Source organism: Streptomyces sp. NPDC047081 (assembly GCF_040643775.1).
Lineage (GTDB): Bacteria > Actinomycetota > Actinomycetes > Streptomycetales > Streptomycetaceae > Streptomyces.
In genome coordinates, this window is the sequence record NZ_JBEYUY010000011.1 from 150,539 (window position 1) to 166,571 (window position 16,033).

The window sequence follows — 16,033 nt, forward strand, 5'->3', positions numbered from 1 at the left end:
TCGGCTTCGACCGCACCCGGACGAGGGGAACCTGCATGGATGACGACGCTCTCCTGGCAGAGCAGAGGGCCTACTACAGGGCCGGCGCGAACGAGTACGACCGACCCTACGCAGGGTACGAAGCCCTGCAGGAATTGCTCGTTGTCGTCGATGAGCTCCCGATCGCCGGGGACGTACTGGAGTTGGCCTGCGGGACGGGCCAGTGGACCCTGAGGCTCGCTGACCGGGCACGTTCAGTGACGGCTGTCGACGCGGCAGCCGAAGTTCTGGCCGTTGCCCGGGTGCGCACTGCATCCCTTTCCGTCCGGTTCCTTGAGGCCGATCTGTTCGGGTGGAAGCCGCCACGACGCTACGACACCGTGTTCTTCGCCTTCTGGCTCTCCCATGTCCCGCCGACGCGGTTGCCCGATTTCTGGAACACCGTCGCCGCCGCACTCGCCCCGGGCGGCAAGGCGATCTTCGTCGACGACGGCCCTGCCGCAGCCGCATACGAGGAGGTCCTCGCGAACCAACCGGCTCCGGCGGCGCTGCGCAGGCTCGACGACGGCAGCCAGTACCGCATCGTGAAGGTATTCCACGACGCTCAGACCCTCACGGACGAGCTCACCGCGCTGGGTTGGTCAGCCCGTATACGGACCAAGGCCGGGCACCTCATCGGCATCGCAGAACCGCGTGCGGTCCCGCTCAGGTGAGATCACTCCCGACCGCGGCACGGATCAAGGCCGAGAAGGCGCCGGGGGAGAGCGTGAGCACGCCGGCCGCGGGGTTCTTGGAGTCGCGGACGGCTATGTGGGGGGTGAGGTCGGCGACTTCGACACATTCGCCGCCGCTGCTTCCGCTGTACGACGACTTGAGCCAGGCGGTGGGGCCGAGGGGGGCGCACTCGACGCATTCGCCACCGGTGTCGCCGCTGTACGACGACTTACGCCACCTCGCGCCCGTCAGCCTCTGGTTGGTGCCCATATCGCTCCTCCATCACGCGGGTGATCAGAGCCGCCGAGTCGTCCACCGAGAGCGCGGCGGCCTGAAGATGATCGTATCGGACCGAACCCTCCTTAACGGCTTCCGGGTTGGCGGTCATATGGCCCTGGACGAAGTCCTCGGTGTACACGATGTCCGGGTCATCGGCGAAGCGCAGGAGGGTGAACGAGCCCATGAGACCTGTGTGCGCGCCCGCTTCGAACGGCAGCACCTGGATCTCCAGCCACCGCCGCTTCTGCATGGCCAGCAGGTGTGCCAACTGCTCCCGCATGACCTCCTTGCCGCCCACCTGCTGGTGCAGTGCCGCTTCGCTGAGCACGACCCACATGACCGGCGGATCCTCCCGCTCCAGGATGCGCTGGCGTTCCAGTCGGGCAGCCACCTTGGCGTCGAGGTCACCCTCGTGCCGTGTGCTGAGCACCGCGCGTGCGTAGGCCGGAGTCTGGAGCAAGCCGTGCACCAACTGCGCCTGGTACGTCGCGATGTAGGTCGCCTTCGCCTCCATCTCCGCATACGGCTGGAACCAGCTCGGCAACTGGCTCCGCAACACCAACCCGACCAGCCGCGAAAACGCCCCGTCCGTGCCCAGCGCCGCATCCACCCGCTCGGAGAACTCCCGCGTCGGCACCTTGTACGTCGTCTCGATCTGCCCGATCAGCGACCCCGTACAGAACACGATCGACCCCAGCGCGTTCTGCGTAAGCCCTGCCGCCTCCCGCGCCCGCCGCAGCTCAAAACCGTAGTAATCCAACGGCGACGCACTCGGATCAAGCTCGCGAATGTGCATCCAGACCACCTCCCATCACCGACGGTAGCCGATCAAGTACGTACAGATCCGAGGTTGTGGAAAACCAAAACAATGCAAGCACGCTTGCTTGTTTCCGGCACCGCTGCCATGCTCGCCCCATGGCAGACCCGACGCCCGTGATCGACGATCTCCGCGAGGAGGGCGAGGAACTCGACGCCCTCGTCGCCGAGTTGAGCCCGGAGCAGTGGGCGCTCCCCACCCCCGCCGCCGGCTGGACCGTCGCCCACCAGATCGCGCACCTCGCCTGGACGGACCACCACTCCGTGCTCGCGGTGACCGATCAGAACTCCTTCTCCCGCGAGGTAGAGAAGGCGCTCGCCCAGCCCGGCGACTTCGTCGACAACGGAGCCGAGGAAGGGGCGACCAAGCCCCCGGCGCAGCTGCTCGCGGACTGGCGGGCCGGGCGCACCGCGCTCGCCGACGCCCTCCGCGCCGCCCCCGCCGGCGCCCGTTTCCCCTGGTACGGGCCGCCCATGGCGACCGCCTCCATGGCCACCGCCCGCCTCATGGAGACCTGGGCCCACGGCGGCGACATCGCGGACGCGCTCGGCGTCACCCGAACCCCCACCGACCGCCTCCGCCACATCGTCCGCCTCGGCGTCCGCACCCGCGACTTCGCCTTCGGAGTGCACGGACTGGAGCCGCCCTACGAGGAGTTCCGCATCGAACTCACCGCTCCCTCCGGCGAGTTGTGGGTGTACGGGCCCGAGGGCGCCGACGACCGCGTGACCGGCCCCGCCCTCGACTTCTGCCTCCTGGTCACCCAGCGTGCCCACCGCTCCGACCTCGCCCTCGAAACCGTCGGCCCCGACGCCGACCGCTGGCTGGACATCGCCCAGGCCTTCGCCGGACCCCCCGGCACCGGGCGCGCACCCAAGGGGGGTGCCGCATGACCCTCCGCACCCTCCGTATCGGCAACGCGTCCGGCTTCTACGGCGACCGTTTCGACGCCATGCGCGAGATGCTCACCGGCGGTGAACTCGACGTCCTCACCGGCGACTACCTCGCCGAGCTGACCATGCTCATCCTCGGCCGGGACCGGCTGAAGGACCCCGGCGCCGGGTACGCCCGCACCTTCCTGCGGCAGTTGGAGGAGTGCCTCGGCCTCGCCCACGAGCGGTCCGTGAAGATCGTGACCAACGCCGGCGGGCTCAACCCCGCCGGACTCGCCGACGCCGTACGGCAGTTGGCCGACCGGCTCGGGCTTCCGGTCCGGGTCGCCCACGTCGAAGGCGATGACCTCAAGGACCGCCACCCCGACAGTCTCGCCGCCCACGCCTACCTCGGCGGGTTCGGGATCGCCGAGTGTCTCAAGGGCGGCGCGGACGTCGTCGTCACCGGCCGGGTGACCGACGCGGCGCTGGTCACCGGGCCCGCCGCCGCCCACTTCGGCTGGAAACCCACGGAGTACGACCGGCTCGCCGGCGCCGTCGTCGCCGGGCACGTGCTGGAGTGCGGGACACAGGCCACCGGCGGCAACTACGCGTTCTTCGACGAGCGCGCCGGCGACCTGCTCAGGCCCGGCTTCCCCCTCGCCGAGCTGCACGAGGACGGCAGCTGCGTCATCACCAAACACCCCGGCAGCGGTGGTTTCGTCGACGTCGGCACGGTGACCGCGCAGCTGTTGTACGAGACCGGGGGCGCCCGGTACGCCGGACCCGACGTCACCGCCCGGCTGGACACCGTACGGCTCACCCAGGACGGGCCGGACCGGGTGCGCATCGACGGGGTGCGGGGGGAAGCCCCGCCGCCGACCCTCAAAGTCGGCCTCAACCGCCTCGGCGGCTTCCGCAACGAGGTCGTCTTCGTCCTCACCGGGCTCGACATCGAGGCCAAGGCCGAACTGGTGAAGGGGCAGTTGGCGGAGGCCCTCGGCAAAGTCGCCGACACCCGCTGGGAGTTGGTCCGCACCGACCGGCCCGACGCCGACACCGAGGAGACCGCGAGCGCCCTGCTCCGGCTGGTCGTACGGGACCCCCGACAGGAGGCCGTGGGACGGGTGCTCAGCGGCGCGGCGGTCGAACTCGCCCTCGCCAGCTACCCGGGCTTCCACGTCCTCGCCCCGCCCGGAAAGGGCTCGCCCTATGGGGTCTTCGAGGATGTGTACGTCCCCCATGGCGCCGTCGACCATGTGGCCGTCCTCCACGACGGCCACCGGATCCCCGTGGCGCCGGCCCAGGACACCCTCGTACTCGAAGACCTGACGGAACCACCGGCTCCGGCGCCTCTGTCGGAGGGGCCCGTCCGCCGCGCCCCCCTAGGGCTCCTCATCGGTGCCCGCAGCGGTGACAAGGGCGGGAACGCCAACGTAGGCGTGTGGGCGCGCACGGACGGGGCCTGGTCGTGGCTCGCGCACACCCTCACCGTCGACCGCTTCCGCGAACTCCTGCCGGAGACGCGTGACTTGAAGGTCACCCGGCACGTCCTGCCGAACCTCCGCGCCCTCAACTTCGTCGTCGAGGGCATCCTCGGCGAAGGCGTCGCCGCCCAGCACCGTTTCGATCCGCAGGCCAAGGCGCTCGGCGAATGGCTGCGCTCCCGCCACCTGGACATCCCGGAGGTCCTGCTGTGACCGTCATCAACTCCGGCCTGGACACCGCAGGTTCGGACTACCGGGCCAACCGTGAGGCCATGCTCGGCAAGCTCGCCGACCTGGACGCCGAGCATGCGAAGGCGCTCGCGGGCGGTGGTGAGAAGTACGTCCAACGGCACCGGAAGCGCGGGAAGTTGCTCGCGCGGGAGCGCATCGAGCTGCTCCTCGACCCGGACACGCCCTTCCTGGAGCTGTCGCCGCTCGCCGCTTGGGGGAGCGACTACGCGGTCGGTGCCTCGCTCGTCACCGGCATCGGGGTCGTGGAGGGTGTCGAGTGCCTGATCACCGCCAATGATCCGACCGTGCGCGGGGGTGCCAGCAATCCCTGGTCGCTGAAGAAGGCCCTGCGGGCGAACGACATCGCGCTCGCCAATCGGCTGCCCTGCATCAGCCTGGTGGAGTCGGGCGGGGCCGATCTGCCTTCGCAGAAGGAGATCTTCATCCCCGGGGGCGCCATCTTCCGGGATCTGACGCGGCTTTCGGCGGCCGGCATCCCGACCGTCGCCGTCGTCTTCGGGAACTCCACCGCCGGCGGCGCGTACATCCCCGGGATGTCCGACCACGTGATCATGGTCAAGGAGCGCGCGAAGGTCTTCCTCGGCGGTCCGCCGCTCGTGAAGATGGCGACCGGTGAGGAGAGCGACGACGAGTCGCTGGGCGGCGCCGAGATGCACGCGCGCGTGTCGGGGCTCGCGGACTACTTCGCCGTGGACGAGCAGGACGCGCTGCGGCAGGCGCGCAGGGTCGTCGCCCGGCTCAACCACCGCAAGGCGTACGCCGATCCGGGGCTCGCCGAGCCGCCCAAGTACGACGCCGATGAGCTGCTGGGCATCGTCCCGGGGGATCTCAAGACCCCCTTCGACCCGCGCGAGGTGATCGCCCGGATCGTCGACGGCTCGGACTTCGACGAGTTCAAGCCCCTGTACGGCAGCAGCCTCGCCACCGGCTGGGCCGCCCTGCACGGCTATCCCGTCGGGATCCTGGCGAACGCCCAAGGCGTGCTGTTCAGCGAGGAGTCCCAGAAGGCCGCCCAGTTCATCCAGCTCGCCAACCAGCGCGACATCCCGCTCCTCTTCCTGCACAACACCACCGGCTACATGGTCGGCAAGGAGTACGAGCAGGGCGGCATCATCAAGCACGGCGCGATGATGATCAACGCGGTCAGCAACAGCAGGGTCCCGCACCTGTCCGTCCTCATGGGTGCCTCGTACGGCGCCGGGCACTACGGCATGTGCGGGCGCGCGTACGACCCGCGCTTCCTGTTCGCCTGGCCCAGCGCCAAGTCGGCCGTCATGGGCCCGCAGCAGCTCGCCGGCGTGCTGTCGATCGTCGCCCGGCAGTCGGCGGCCGCGAAGGGGCAGCCGTACGACGACGACGCGGACGCGGCGCTGCGCGCCATGGTGGAGCAGCAGATCGAGTCCGAGTCGCTGCCGATGTTCCTGTCCGGGCGGCTGTACGACGACGGCGTCATCGACCCGCGCGACACCCGCACCGTTCTCGGCCTGTGCCTGTCCGCCATCCACACGGCGCCCTACGAGGGCGCGCGCGGTGGCTTCGGCGTCTTCCGGATGTGAGGGAATGATTACTTCTGTTCTGGTGGCCAACCGGGGCGAGATCGCCTCCCGGATCTTCCGCACCTGCGGTGAGTTGGGAATCCGGACGGTCGCGGTGCACTCGGACGCCGACGAGAACGCGCTCCACGCGCGCGTGGCCGACACCGCCGTACGGCTGCCGGGCGCGGCGCCCGCGGAGACGTACCTGCGCGCCGACCTGGTGGTGAAGGCGGCGGTGAGCGCCGGCGCGGACGCCGTGCACCCCGGCTACGGCTTCCTCTCCGAGAACGCCGACTTCGCGCGTGCCGTCGTCGACGCCGGGCTGGTGTGGATCGGGCCGCCGCCGGAGGCGATCGAGGCGATGGCGTCCAAGACGCGCGCCAAGGAGCTTATGGGGATCGAGCCCCTCGGTGATGTGAGTGAGTCCGACCTGCCGGTGCTGGTGAAGGCGGCCGCGGGCGGCGGGGGGCGCGGGATGCGGATCGTGCGCCGTCTTGAGGAGCTGGGCGCCGCGCTGGAGGGTGCGCGCGCCGAGGCCGCGAGCGCCTTCGGGGACGGGGAGGTGTTCGTCGAGCCGTACGTGGAGGGCGGCCGGCACGTCGAGGTGCAGGTGCTCGCGGACGCGCACGGCACGGTGTGGGCGCTGGGCACACGCGACTGCTCCCTCCAGCGCCGCCACCAGAAGGTGATCGAGGAGGCGCCGGCGCCCGGGCTCCCGGAGGGGCTCGCGGAGGAGTTGTGCGCGCTGGCTGTGCGCGCCGCGCGCGCCGTCTCGTACGTCGGCGCGGGCACCGTCGAGTTCCTCGTCGCGCCGGACGGCAGGGCGCACTTCCTGGAGATGAACACCCGCCTCCAGGTCGAGCACCCGGTGACGGAGGCGGTCTTCGGCATCGACCTCGTGGCGGAGCAGATCCGCGTCGCCGAGGGCCACGCACTGGAGGAACGCCCACCACGCGCGCGTGGCCACGCCGTCGAGGCCCGTCTGTACGCCGAGGACCCGGCGAGCGAGTGGGCCCCGCAGACCGGCACCCTGCACCGCCTGACCGTCCCCGACGGCGTCCGCCTGGACACGGGCTACGGCGACGGCGACGAGATCGGCGTCCACTACGACCCGATGCTCGCGAAGGCCGTCGCACACGCCCCCACGCGCGCGGAGGCGCTCCGCAAACTCGCCGGAGCCCTCGACCGGGCCACGATCCACGGCCCGACCACCAACCGCGACCTCCTCGTCCGCTCCCTGCGACACGAGGAGTTCACGGCCGGCCGCATGGACACCGGCTTCTACGACCGCCACCTCACGGCGCTGACCACTCCGACGCCGGATCCGCTGGCGCCCCTGGCCGCAGCCCTCTCCGAGGCCCCGGGCGCCTCCCGCTTCGGCGGCTTCCGCAACCTCCCCTCCCAGCCGCAGACCAAGCGCTACGCGATGGCGGGCGAGGAACACGAGGTCCACTACCGCCACACGCGCGCGGGCGGCCTGGAGGCGGACGGGGTGCGGGTCGTGCACGCCGCGGCCGATCTCGTCGTACTCGAAGTGGACGGCGTACAGCGGAAGTTCGAGGTGGCGAGGTACGGCGACCAGGTGTACGTCAACGCGACGTCCCTGAAGGCCCTGCCCCGCTTCCCGGATCCGACCGCGCAACACGCCCCGGGCTCCCTCCTGGCCCCGATGCCCGGAACGGTCGTGAAGGTGGCCGAGGGCTTGGCCGTAGGAGCCGCTGTGAAGGCCGGGGAGCCCCTCCTGTGGCTGGAGGCGATGAAGATGCAGCACAGGATCACAGCGCCGCTCACAGGCACGCTGACGGCCCTGAACGCCGCAGTGGGCCAGCAGATCGAGGTCAACGCATTGCTGGCGGTTGTCGAGGTTTCCCAGGAGGACAAGTGAGCACCACGCTGGAAACGGAAGAGCACAAGGCCCTGCGATCCGCCGTCGCCGCCCTCGGTAAACGCCACGGCCGCGACTTCGACCGCGAGGCCCTCTGGTCCGAGGCGGCCAAGCTCGGCTACCTCGGCGTCAACCTCCCCGAGCAGTACGGAGGAGGCGGCGGAGGCATCTCCGAACTCTCCATCGTCCTCGAAGAGTTGGGCGCCGCAGGCTGCCCCCTGCTCATGATGGTCGTCTCCCCGGCCATCTGCGGCACCGTGATCGCCCGCTTCGGCACCGACGCCCAGAAGCAGGAGTGGCTCCCGGCCCTCGCCGACGGCTCCCGCACGATGGCCTTCGGCATCACCGAACCCGACGCCGGCTCCAACAGCCACCGCATCACCACGACGGCCCGGAAGGACGGCACCGACTGGCTGCTCACCGGCCGCAAGGTCTTCATCTCGGGCGTGGACATAGCCGACGCCACCCTCATCGTCGGCCGCACGGAAGACGCCCGCACCGGCAGGCTCAAGCCCTGCCTGTTCATCGTCCCGCGCGACGCCGAAGGCTTCTCGCGGCGGCAGATCGACATGGAACTGCAGGCCGCGGAGAAGCAGTTCGAGCTGACCCTGGACGACGTACGGCTGCCCGCGGACGCGCTCGTCGGGGACGAGGACGCCGGACTCCTCCAGCTCTTCGCCGGCCTCAACCCCGAGCGCATCATGACGGCAGCCTTCGCGATCGGCATGGGCCGCCACGCGCTCGCGCAGGCGATCACGTACGCCCGCGACCGCACCGTCTGGAACACCCCCATCGGCGCCCACCAGGCCGTCGCGCACCCCCTCGCCCAGGCGCACATCGACCTCGAACTCGCCCGCCTGATGATGCAGAAGGCGGCGGCGCTGTACGACGCCGGGGACGACGTCGGCGCGGGTGAGGCCGCGAACATGGCGAAGTACGCGGCGGGCGAGGCGTGCGTGAAGGCCGTCGACCAGGCCGTGCACACCCTCGGCGGCAACGGCCTCACCCGCGAGTTCGGGCTCGCCAAGTTGATAACAGCCGCGCGCGTGGCTCGTATTGCTCCGGTGAGCCGGGAGATGATTCTCAACTACGTCTCCCACCAGACCCTGGGCCTGCCCAAGTCGTACTGAGCGACCCTCTTCGGCGCCTTGGAGGAACCGTGTTCCGCAGCGAGTACGCAGACGTCCCGCCCGTAGAACTCCCCATCCACGAGGCCGTGCTCGGCCGGGCCGCGGAGTTCGGGGACGGGCCCGCCCTGATCGACGGGACTGACGGCACCACACTCTCGTACGAACAACTCGACCGTTTCCACCGGCGGGTAGCCGCCGCGCTCGCCGAGGCGGGGGTGCGCAAGGGGGATGTGCTCGCCCTGCACAGTCCGAACACGATCGCCTTCCCGACGGCGTTCTACGCGGCCACGCGCGCGGGGGCGTCCGTGACGACCGTGCATCCACTCGCTACCGCCGAGGAGTTCGGCAAGCAGCTGCGGGACTCGGCGGCGCGCTGGATCGTCACCGTGTCGCCGCTCCTTGAGACCGCGCGCCGGGCCGCCGAACTCGCGGGCGGCGTCGAGGAGATCTTCGTCTGCGACAGCGCGCCCGGGCACCGGTCGCTGATCGACATGCTGGCCTCCGCCGCGCCCGAACCGGCCGTCGACATCGACCCGGTGACGGACGTGGCCGCGCTGCCGTACTCGTCCGGGACGACCGGCATCCCCAAGGGCGTGATGCTCACGCACCGGCAGATCGCCACCAACCTCGCCCAGCTCGCGCCGATCATGCCGGCCGCCCCCGGCGACCGGATCCTCGCCGTGCTGCCCTTCTTCCACATCTACGGCCTCACCGCGCTGATGAACGCGCCGCTCAGGCAGGGCGCCACGGTCGTCGTGCTGCCGCGGTTCGACCTGGAGACCTTCCTCGCGGCCATCCAGAACCACCGCATCACCGGCCTGTTCGTGGCCCCGCCGATCGTCCTGGCCCTCGCCAAGCACCCGCTGGTCGCCCAGTACGACCTGTCGTCCCTGAAGCACATCGTCAGCGCCGCCGCCCCGCTGGACGCGAAGCTCGCCGCGGCCTGTTCCGAGCGGCTCGGCCTGCCGCCCGTCGGCCAGGCCTACGGCATGACCGAACTCTCGCCCGGCACCCACGTCGTCCCCCTCGACGCCATGAACGAGGCCCCGCCCGGCACCGTCGGCAAGCTCATCGCCGGCACCGAGATGCGGATCGTCTCCCTCGACGACCCCGACAAGGACCTCGGCGTCGGCGAGTCCGGCGAGATCCTCATCCGCGGCCCCCAGGTCATGAAGGGCTACCTCGGCCGCCCCGACGCCACCGCCCAGATGATCGACCCCGACGGCTGGCTGCACACCGGAGACGTCGGCCATGTCGACGCCGACGGCTGGCTGTTCGTCGTCGACCGGGTCAAGGAACTCATCAAGTACAAGGGCTTCCAGGTCGCTCCGGCGGAGCTGGAGGCGCTGCTCCTCACCCACCCGGGCATCGCCGACGCGGCCGTCATCGGCGTCTACAACGAGGACAACAACGAGGTCCCGCACGCGTACGTGGTCCGCCAGCCGACCGCGACCGACCTCTCCGAGGGGGAGGTCATGATGTACGTCGCCGAGCGCGTCGCCCCCTACAAGCGCGTCCGCCGGGTCACCTTCATCGACGGCGTCCCCCGGGCCGCCTCCGGCAAGATCCTGCGCCGGGAACTCAGGGAGCGGACGTGACGTTGATCGGACGTACACGCGCGCGTGGAGTGGAATCGCTCAGCCTCGACTCCCCGGGCAACCGCAACGCGCTCTCGGCCGCCCTCGTGGGCGAGCTGTCCGACGCGCTCGCGGACTGCGCCAAGGACGGGGACGTACGCGCGATCGTCCTGACCCACACCGGCAACACGTTCTGCGCGGGCGCCGACCTGCGCGACCCGCCGCCCCCGGACGGGCTCGTCCAACTCCTTCGCCAGATCGTGGAGTTGCCCAGACCCGTCGTCGCCCGGGTCACCGGACACGTCCGCGCGGGCGGCCTCGGCCTGCTCGCCGCCTGCGACATCGCCGCCGCGTCGACCGCGGCCACCTTCGCCTTCACGGAGGTACGGATCGGGGTCGCCCCCGCGGTCATCTCCCTCCCGCTCCTGCCGCGCACCGACCCCCGCGCCCTCGCCCGCTACTACCTCACCGGCGAGCGCTTCGACGCCCCCGAGGCCGCCCGCGTCGGGCTGCTCACCGCGGCCGGGGACGACGTGGACGTCGTACTCGAACCGATCCTGGACGGGCTGCGGCGGTCCGCCCCCGAGGGGCTGGCGGAGACGAAAGCGCTGCTCACGGCTAGGGTGCTGGAGTCATTCGATCGGGACGCGGACCACCTCACCGCGCTCTCGGCGCGGCTGTTCGCCTCCCCGCAGGCCCGCGAGGGGATGACGGCCTTCCTGGAACGACGGGAACCACCATGGGTGCTGTGACCACGGACGCCGACGACGAACGCGTCGAACGCCTCCCCAAGCAGGACCGCAGCCGGGCCACCCGGCAGCGGCTCCTGGAAGCCGCCGTGGCCTGCCTCGCCGAACGCGGCTGGGCGGGCTCCACGGTCTCCGTCGTCGCCGAACGCGCCGGCGTCTCCCGCGGCGCCGCCCAGCACCACTTCCCGACCCGCGAGTCCCTCTTCACCGCCGCCGTCGAGTACGTGGCCGAGGAACGCTCCACGGCCATCCGCGAGCTGTTCCCGCAGGGCGCGGCGGCGGCCGACCGCCGGGCGGTGATCTCCGCCCTCGTCGACCTCTACACCGGCCCCCTGTTCCGTGCCGCCCTGCACCTGTGGGTGGCCGCCTCGAACGAGGAACAGCTGCGTCCGCAGGTCACCGAGCTGGAGGCCCGGGTGGGCCGCGAGACCCACCGGATCGCGGTGGAGCTGCTGGCCGCGGACGAGTCCCGGCCGGGCGTACGGGAGACCGTGCAGGGCCTGCTGGACATGGCGCGGGGGCTGGGCCTGGCGAACCTGCTGACCGACGACACGGGCCGCCGGGAGCGGGTGGTGGCCGAGTGGGCGGGGATCCTGGACGCCGTACTCAAGTAACTCAGGGGCTGGCTGAGACCGGTACTCAGGGACTGAGCCGCTCCACCCGCCAGCCGCCGTCCGGTTCCGCCACGTACCGCAGGCGGTCGTGGAGGCGGTTCTCGCGGCCCTGCCAGAACTCCACCGTCTGCGGGGCCACCCGGAAGCCGCCCCAGTTCGGCGGCACCGGGACCTGCTCGCCCTCCGGGTAGCGGGACTCCAACTCGGCGTACGAGGCGTCGAGTTCGGCGCGCGAGGGGATCACGCTGGACTGGGCGCTGGCCCAGGCGCCGAGCTGCGAGCCGTGCGGCCGGGTGCGGAAGTAGCCGGCCGTCTCGTCGCGGCCGGTACGGCGGGCGACGCCGGTGACGATGACCTGGCGGGCCATCGGATGCCACGGGAAGAGCAGCGAGACGTACGGGTTCTCCGCGAGCTCGCGCGCCTTACGGGAGTCGTAGTTGGTGTAGAAGACGAAGCCCTGCTCGTCGAACTGCTTCAGCAGCACCGTGCGCGCGCTGGGGCGGCCCTCGGCGTCCGCCGTGGACACGACCATGGCGTTCGGCTCGAAGAGATGGGCCTCGACCGCGGCCTGCTCGAACCAGTGCGCGAACTGCGCCACCGGAGTGGCGGCCAGCTCGGACTCGGCGAGGCCTTCGGCCCGGTACTGCTTGCGCATCGCGGCGGGATCGAGGGGAACGGCGTCTCGGTCGGTCACGCGGTCATCTTGCCGTACACACGCCGATGCCACGCGAGGTATCCCCCACAACCATGGCACTGAGTGCCGCCGCGTCTCCCCAAAAGTGGCACTCGGGGATATCGTGCTGATGCCGTTCCGGTTGAGTGACCCGCCGTACGGGGCATCACCAGGGTGGCCGCCCAGGACCGCGAGTCGCACGACCGACCGGGGATCCGGAGGTGGAGCCGCCGCTTCCGTAGCAAGCACCTGTCGTACACATCACGAGGAGCCGCCTGATGTCCGACTTCGTACCCGGACTCGAGGGAGTCGTCGCGTTCGAGACGGAGATCGCCGAACCGGACAAGGAGGGCGGCGCCCTTCGGTACCGGGGCGTCGACATCGAGGACCTGGTCGGTCACGTCTCGTTCGGCAACGTATGGGGGCTGCTGGTCGACGGCGCCTTCAACCCCGGCCTGCCGGCCGCCGAGCCGTTCCCGATCCCCGTGCACTCCGGTGACATCCGGGTGGACGTCCAGTCCGCGCTCGCCATGCTGGCGCCCGTGTGGGGCCTGAAACCCCTGCTGGACATCGATGCCGAGCAGGCCCGCGAGGACCTCGCCCGGGCCGCCGTCATGGCGCTCTCGTACGTCGCCCAGTCCGCGCGCGGACAGGGTCGGCCGATGGTCCCGCAGCGCGAGATCGACAAGGCGCAGTCCGTGGTCGAGCGGTTCATGATCCGCTGGCGGGGGGAGCCGGACCCGAAGCACGTCGCGGCCGTCGACGCGTACTGGACGTCCGCCGCCGAGCACGGCATGAACGCGTCCACGTTCACGGCACGGGTGATCGCGTCCACGGGTGCGGATGTGGCCGCGGCGCTGTCCGGTGCCGTGGGAGCGATGTCGGGCCCGCTGCACGGCGGGGCGCCCTCCCGCGTCCTCGGCATGATCGAGGAGATCGAGCGGACGGGCGACGCGGAGGCGTACGTCAAGCAGGCCCTCGACAAGGGCGAGCGGCTGATGGGCTTCGGCCACCGGGTGTACCGCGCCGAGGACCCACGCGCGCGCGTACTGCGCCGTACGGCGCGTGAACTGGGCGCTCCGCGCTTCGAGGTGGCGGAGGCGCTGGAGAAGGCGGCCCTTGCGGAACTGCACGCGCGCCGTCCCGACCGGGTGCTCGCCACGAACGTCGAGTTCTGGGCGGCGATCGTGCTGGACTTCGCGGAGGTGCCGGCGCACATGTTCACGTCGATGTTCACGTGTGCGCGTACGGCGGGGTGGTCGGCGCACATTCTTGAGCAGAAGCGGACGGGGCGGCTGGTGCGGCCGTCGGCGCGGTATGTGGGGCCGGGGGTGCGGGCTCCGCAGGACATTGAGGGGTATGGGGGGATCGCCCACTGACGGGGGGTGTTCCCCGCGCCCCTGAAAAACGGGCCCTTCGGGCCCGTTTTTCATGCCGCCGTGAGCAGGGTTGCGTGGTGCCGTTCCGCCACCAGCGGGTGGGCTCGGAGCTTGCCCTTGAGTTCGTTGTAGCCGTACTCGGCGAAGAGGGGGTTGGTGGGGTCGTCCGTGATTCCGGGGGCCGTGCCGGCGTACGGGAAGGGGAGGGGATCCACCCTTGCATCCAGCCGCGGGTTGTAGAAGAAGGGCACGGAGAAGCGCTCCGTGGCACCCGGCGGGCTGACGACGCGGTGGTTGGTGGCGATGAGGTAGCCGTTGGTGGCCACCTCCAGCAGTTCACCCAGGTTGACGACGAACGCGTCTTCCAGCGGCGGAACGTCATGGAAGAGCCCGTCGCCCCTCTGCACCTGCAAGCCCCCCACCTGGTCCTGGAGCAGCAGGGTCAGGAAACCGTAGTCCTTGTGGGCCCCCACACCCTGGTCGGCGCCGTCGCTCGCGCTGCCCGGGTAGCGGACGAGCTTGAGGTGCGGGTGGGCCTGGGCGCCGAAGATTGGGTCGTAGAAGTCGGCGGGGGCGCCGATGGCGGTGAGGAGTTCGTGCAGCAGGCGGTGGGCGACGGTGCTGAGGCGGTCGATCCAGGCGAGTGCGGCGGTACGGAGCTCGGGGAGGGCGGCGGGCCACTGGTTCGGGCCCTCCAGCCACCAGTACGCGGGCTCACCGGGGCCGGGTGTCCGGGCGGGGCGCTCGGCGCCGATGTCGAGCTGGTCGCGCCAGTCCCGGCTGCCGCCGGTGCGCTCGTCGCCGGTGCGGGTGTAGCCGCGGAAGTGGGGGGAGTTGATGTTGTCGAGGGCGAGCCGTTCGGCTTCGGGGAGCCGGAAGAAGGCGTGCATGGCGCGGAGCAGCGCGGCGCGCTCCGCGGGGTCGATGCCGTGTCCGACGAGCTGGAAGAAGCCGACGTCGTGGGCGGCGCTGTGCAACTGGGCGTGGAGCAGCGCACGGGCCTGGGGGCCGCGGTCGGCGGCGGAGAGGTCGATGATCGGGAGCTGGGCGTACGACGGGGGCGTCGACGTGTGCGTCATGGGGTGCGTCCGAGGGGTGAAGCGAGGGGAATGGGCTGGATGCTGGATCAGGCGACCGAACGCCGACAGCCCATGCTCGTGACGCGCACGTAGTCCACGTGCCGGCGTCGAACGAGTATCGGAAGCATGGCCACAGAGTACTGCGCCGGAAACGCAGACGACCCGCGAGCTCTGGTCCCTCCGCCTCGGCGAAGGAGCCGGCCGGACGTACCGGCGAGCTCGCGGGTCGGGTGACTGCCTGGGATTGGGCCGGCTGCACGGTTCTCTCCCGTGCTGGTCCGGCACCGCACTCGGTGTGGTGACGGGCCGCTAGCCCGCAGTCACCTCACGCGTCCGGTATTCATACATCTGCCGAACCACCTCCCTTCTCGTGTAGCCCACACCCTAAGAACGCCTCGCCGCACGATCAACCACTTTTTTCCGAGAGGAAAACCCCGGCCAGCCGCGGCAGCCGCCGACCCATCTCGTACGGGTCGTCGAAGTCGAAGTCCTCGCCCATGTCGCCGACGGTGGAATCGGCATGCGAATGCTCGGCCGCGTACTCCTTCCAGGCCTCGTAGAAGGCCTCCGCGCGGCCCGTCACGACCTCGAAGGCCTCGGCGGCGCAGTAATTGACCTCCTCGATGAACAGGGCGCGGTCGTCGGGGCCACCGGCTGCGACGAGGACCGCGGGATGCCCGGCAAGGCTGTCGGGTACGGCGACGACACGCTCGTACCACTCACGGCCCTGGGCGATCAGCCCGGCGCGGAAGTCCACGAAGCTGTCGTCGGAGCAGCCGCCTCCGATGAGGTAGGCGGCGGCCCAGACGTCCCAGCGGTACAGGGCCTCGTGCAGTGCGTCGAAGCGTTCCTGGTATTCGAGGATCTCCCGGCGGGTGCGGCGGGTCAGCAGCTCGACGAGTGCCTGGTCGAAGGGGTGGTCGGGCCTGGTGCGGCTGCGTGCGGTCTCGACGAGGTGCCAGAAGTCGTCCGTGGTCATGGCGGAGACTGTGGCAGCAGGGTCTGACAACGA

The 16,033-nt window shown here is 70.8% G+C and carries 15 protein-coding genes; 10 read left to right on the forward strand and 5 right to left on the reverse strand.

The genetic code is table 11. The features are described 5' to 3' along the window. The first annotated feature begins 35 nt into the window (after positions 1–35). On the forward strand, positions 36–692 hold the full coding sequence (locus tag ABZ848_RS22520; protein ID WP_360834727.1) for a class I SAM-dependent methyltransferase: 657 nt from the start codon (positions 36–38) through the stop codon (positions 690–692). Here the strand turns inward: ABZ848_RS22520 and ABZ848_RS22525 are convergent. Both ABZ848_RS22525 and ABZ848_RS22530 read right to left on the reverse strand, forming a co-directional pair. Continuing rightward, entirely contained in the window at positions 685–963 is a 279-nt protein-coding gene (locus ABZ848_RS22525; protein ID WP_360834432.1) for a DUF397 domain-containing protein, read from the reverse strand. The genes ABZ848_RS22520 and ABZ848_RS22525 overlap by 8 nt on opposite strands. Further along, a complete protein-coding gene (locus ABZ848_RS22530) occupies positions 923–1,768 on the reverse strand; it encodes a helix-turn-helix transcriptional regulator (protein WP_360834434.1) in 846 nt (281 codons plus the stop codon). Before ABZ848_RS22530 ends, ABZ848_RS22525 begins: the two co-directional genes overlap by 41 nt. A 119-nt stretch (positions 1,769–1,887) precedes the next feature. On the opposite strand from ABZ848_RS22530, the gene ABZ848_RS22535 reads away from it, so the two are divergent. Genes ABZ848_RS22535 through ABZ848_RS22570 form a run of 8 tightly spaced genes read left to right on the forward strand, consistent with a single transcriptional unit; the run spans position 1,888 to position 11,890 of the window. Then, positions 1,888–2,682 carry a TIGR03084 family metal-binding protein gene (locus ABZ848_RS22535; protein ID WP_360834436.1) on the forward strand — a complete coding sequence of 265 codons (795 nt, stop codon included), beginning with the start codon at positions 1,888–1,890 and terminating at the stop codon, positions 2,680–2,682. Further along, complete coding sequence (locus ABZ848_RS22540) at positions 2,679–4,361, forward strand: acyclic terpene utilization AtuA family protein (RefSeq protein ID WP_360834438.1); 1,683 nt, start codon at positions 2,679–2,681, stop codon at positions 4,359–4,361. Before ABZ848_RS22535 ends, ABZ848_RS22540 begins: the two co-directional genes overlap by 4 nt. Continuing rightward, a complete protein-coding gene (locus ABZ848_RS22545; protein WP_360834440.1) occupies positions 4,358–5,956 on the forward strand; it encodes a carboxyl transferase domain-containing protein in 1,599 nt (532 codons plus the stop codon). Before ABZ848_RS22540 ends, ABZ848_RS22545 begins: the two co-directional genes overlap by 4 nt. 4 nt (positions 5,957–5,960) lie before the next feature. Then, positions 5,961–7,820, forward strand: a complete 1,860-nt coding sequence (locus ABZ848_RS22550; RefSeq protein WP_360834442.1) for a biotin carboxylase N-terminal domain-containing protein — start codon at positions 5,961–5,963, stop codon at positions 7,818–7,820. Further along, complete coding sequence (locus tag ABZ848_RS22555) at positions 7,817–8,950, forward strand: acyl-CoA dehydrogenase family protein (protein WP_360834444.1); 1,134 nt, start codon at positions 7,817–7,819, stop codon at positions 8,948–8,950. Before ABZ848_RS22550 ends, ABZ848_RS22555 begins: the two co-directional genes overlap by 4 nt. Before the next feature lie 29 nt (positions 8,951–8,979). Further along, positions 8,980–10,548 (forward strand): 4-coumarate--CoA ligase family protein, encoded by a 1,569-nt coding sequence (locus ABZ848_RS22560; RefSeq protein ID WP_360834446.1) that lies wholly within the window; start codon positions 8,980–8,982, stop codon positions 10,546–10,548. Next, positions 10,545–11,279: an enoyl-CoA hydratase family protein gene (locus tag ABZ848_RS22565; RefSeq protein ID WP_360834448.1), complete on the forward strand. Its 735-nt coding sequence runs from the start codon at positions 10,545–10,547 to the stop codon at positions 11,277–11,279. Before ABZ848_RS22560 ends, ABZ848_RS22565 begins: the two co-directional genes overlap by 4 nt. Next, on the forward strand, positions 11,267–11,890 hold the full coding sequence (locus tag ABZ848_RS22570) for a TetR/AcrR family transcriptional regulator (RefSeq protein ID WP_360834450.1): 624 nt from the start codon (positions 11,267–11,269) through the stop codon (positions 11,888–11,890). The genes ABZ848_RS22565 and ABZ848_RS22570 overlap by 13 nt, the downstream gene beginning before the upstream one ends. Positions 11,891–11,915: 25 nt before the next feature. Here the strand turns inward: ABZ848_RS22570 and pdxH are convergent, their stop codons facing one another. Then, positions 11,916–12,584, reverse strand: a complete 669-nt coding sequence (gene pdxH / locus ABZ848_RS22575; protein ID WP_360834452.1) for a pyridoxamine 5'-phosphate oxidase — start codon at positions 12,582–12,584, stop codon at positions 11,916–11,918. Between the two features lie 257 nt (positions 12,585–12,841). On the opposite strand from pdxH, the gene ABZ848_RS22580 reads away from it, so the two are divergent. Further along, positions 12,842–13,942: a citrate synthase 2 gene (locus ABZ848_RS22580; RefSeq protein ID WP_360834454.1), complete on the forward strand. Its 1,101-nt coding sequence runs from the start codon at positions 12,842–12,844 to the stop codon at positions 13,940–13,942. A gap of 50 nt (positions 13,943–13,992) precedes the next feature. On the opposite strand, the gene ABZ848_RS22585 is transcribed toward ABZ848_RS22580, so the two are convergent. Next, positions 13,993–15,021, reverse strand: coding sequence for a 2-oxoglutarate and iron-dependent oxygenase domain-containing protein (locus ABZ848_RS22585; protein ID WP_360834456.1), 1,029 nt, complete (start codon positions 15,019–15,021; stop codon positions 13,993–13,995). A 406-nt stretch (positions 15,022–15,427) separates the two neighbouring features. Then, entirely contained in the window at positions 15,428–16,000 is a 573-nt protein-coding gene (locus ABZ848_RS22590) for a DUF4240 domain-containing protein (RefSeq protein WP_360834458.1), read from the reverse strand. Positions 16,001–16,033 lie beyond the last annotated feature (33 nt).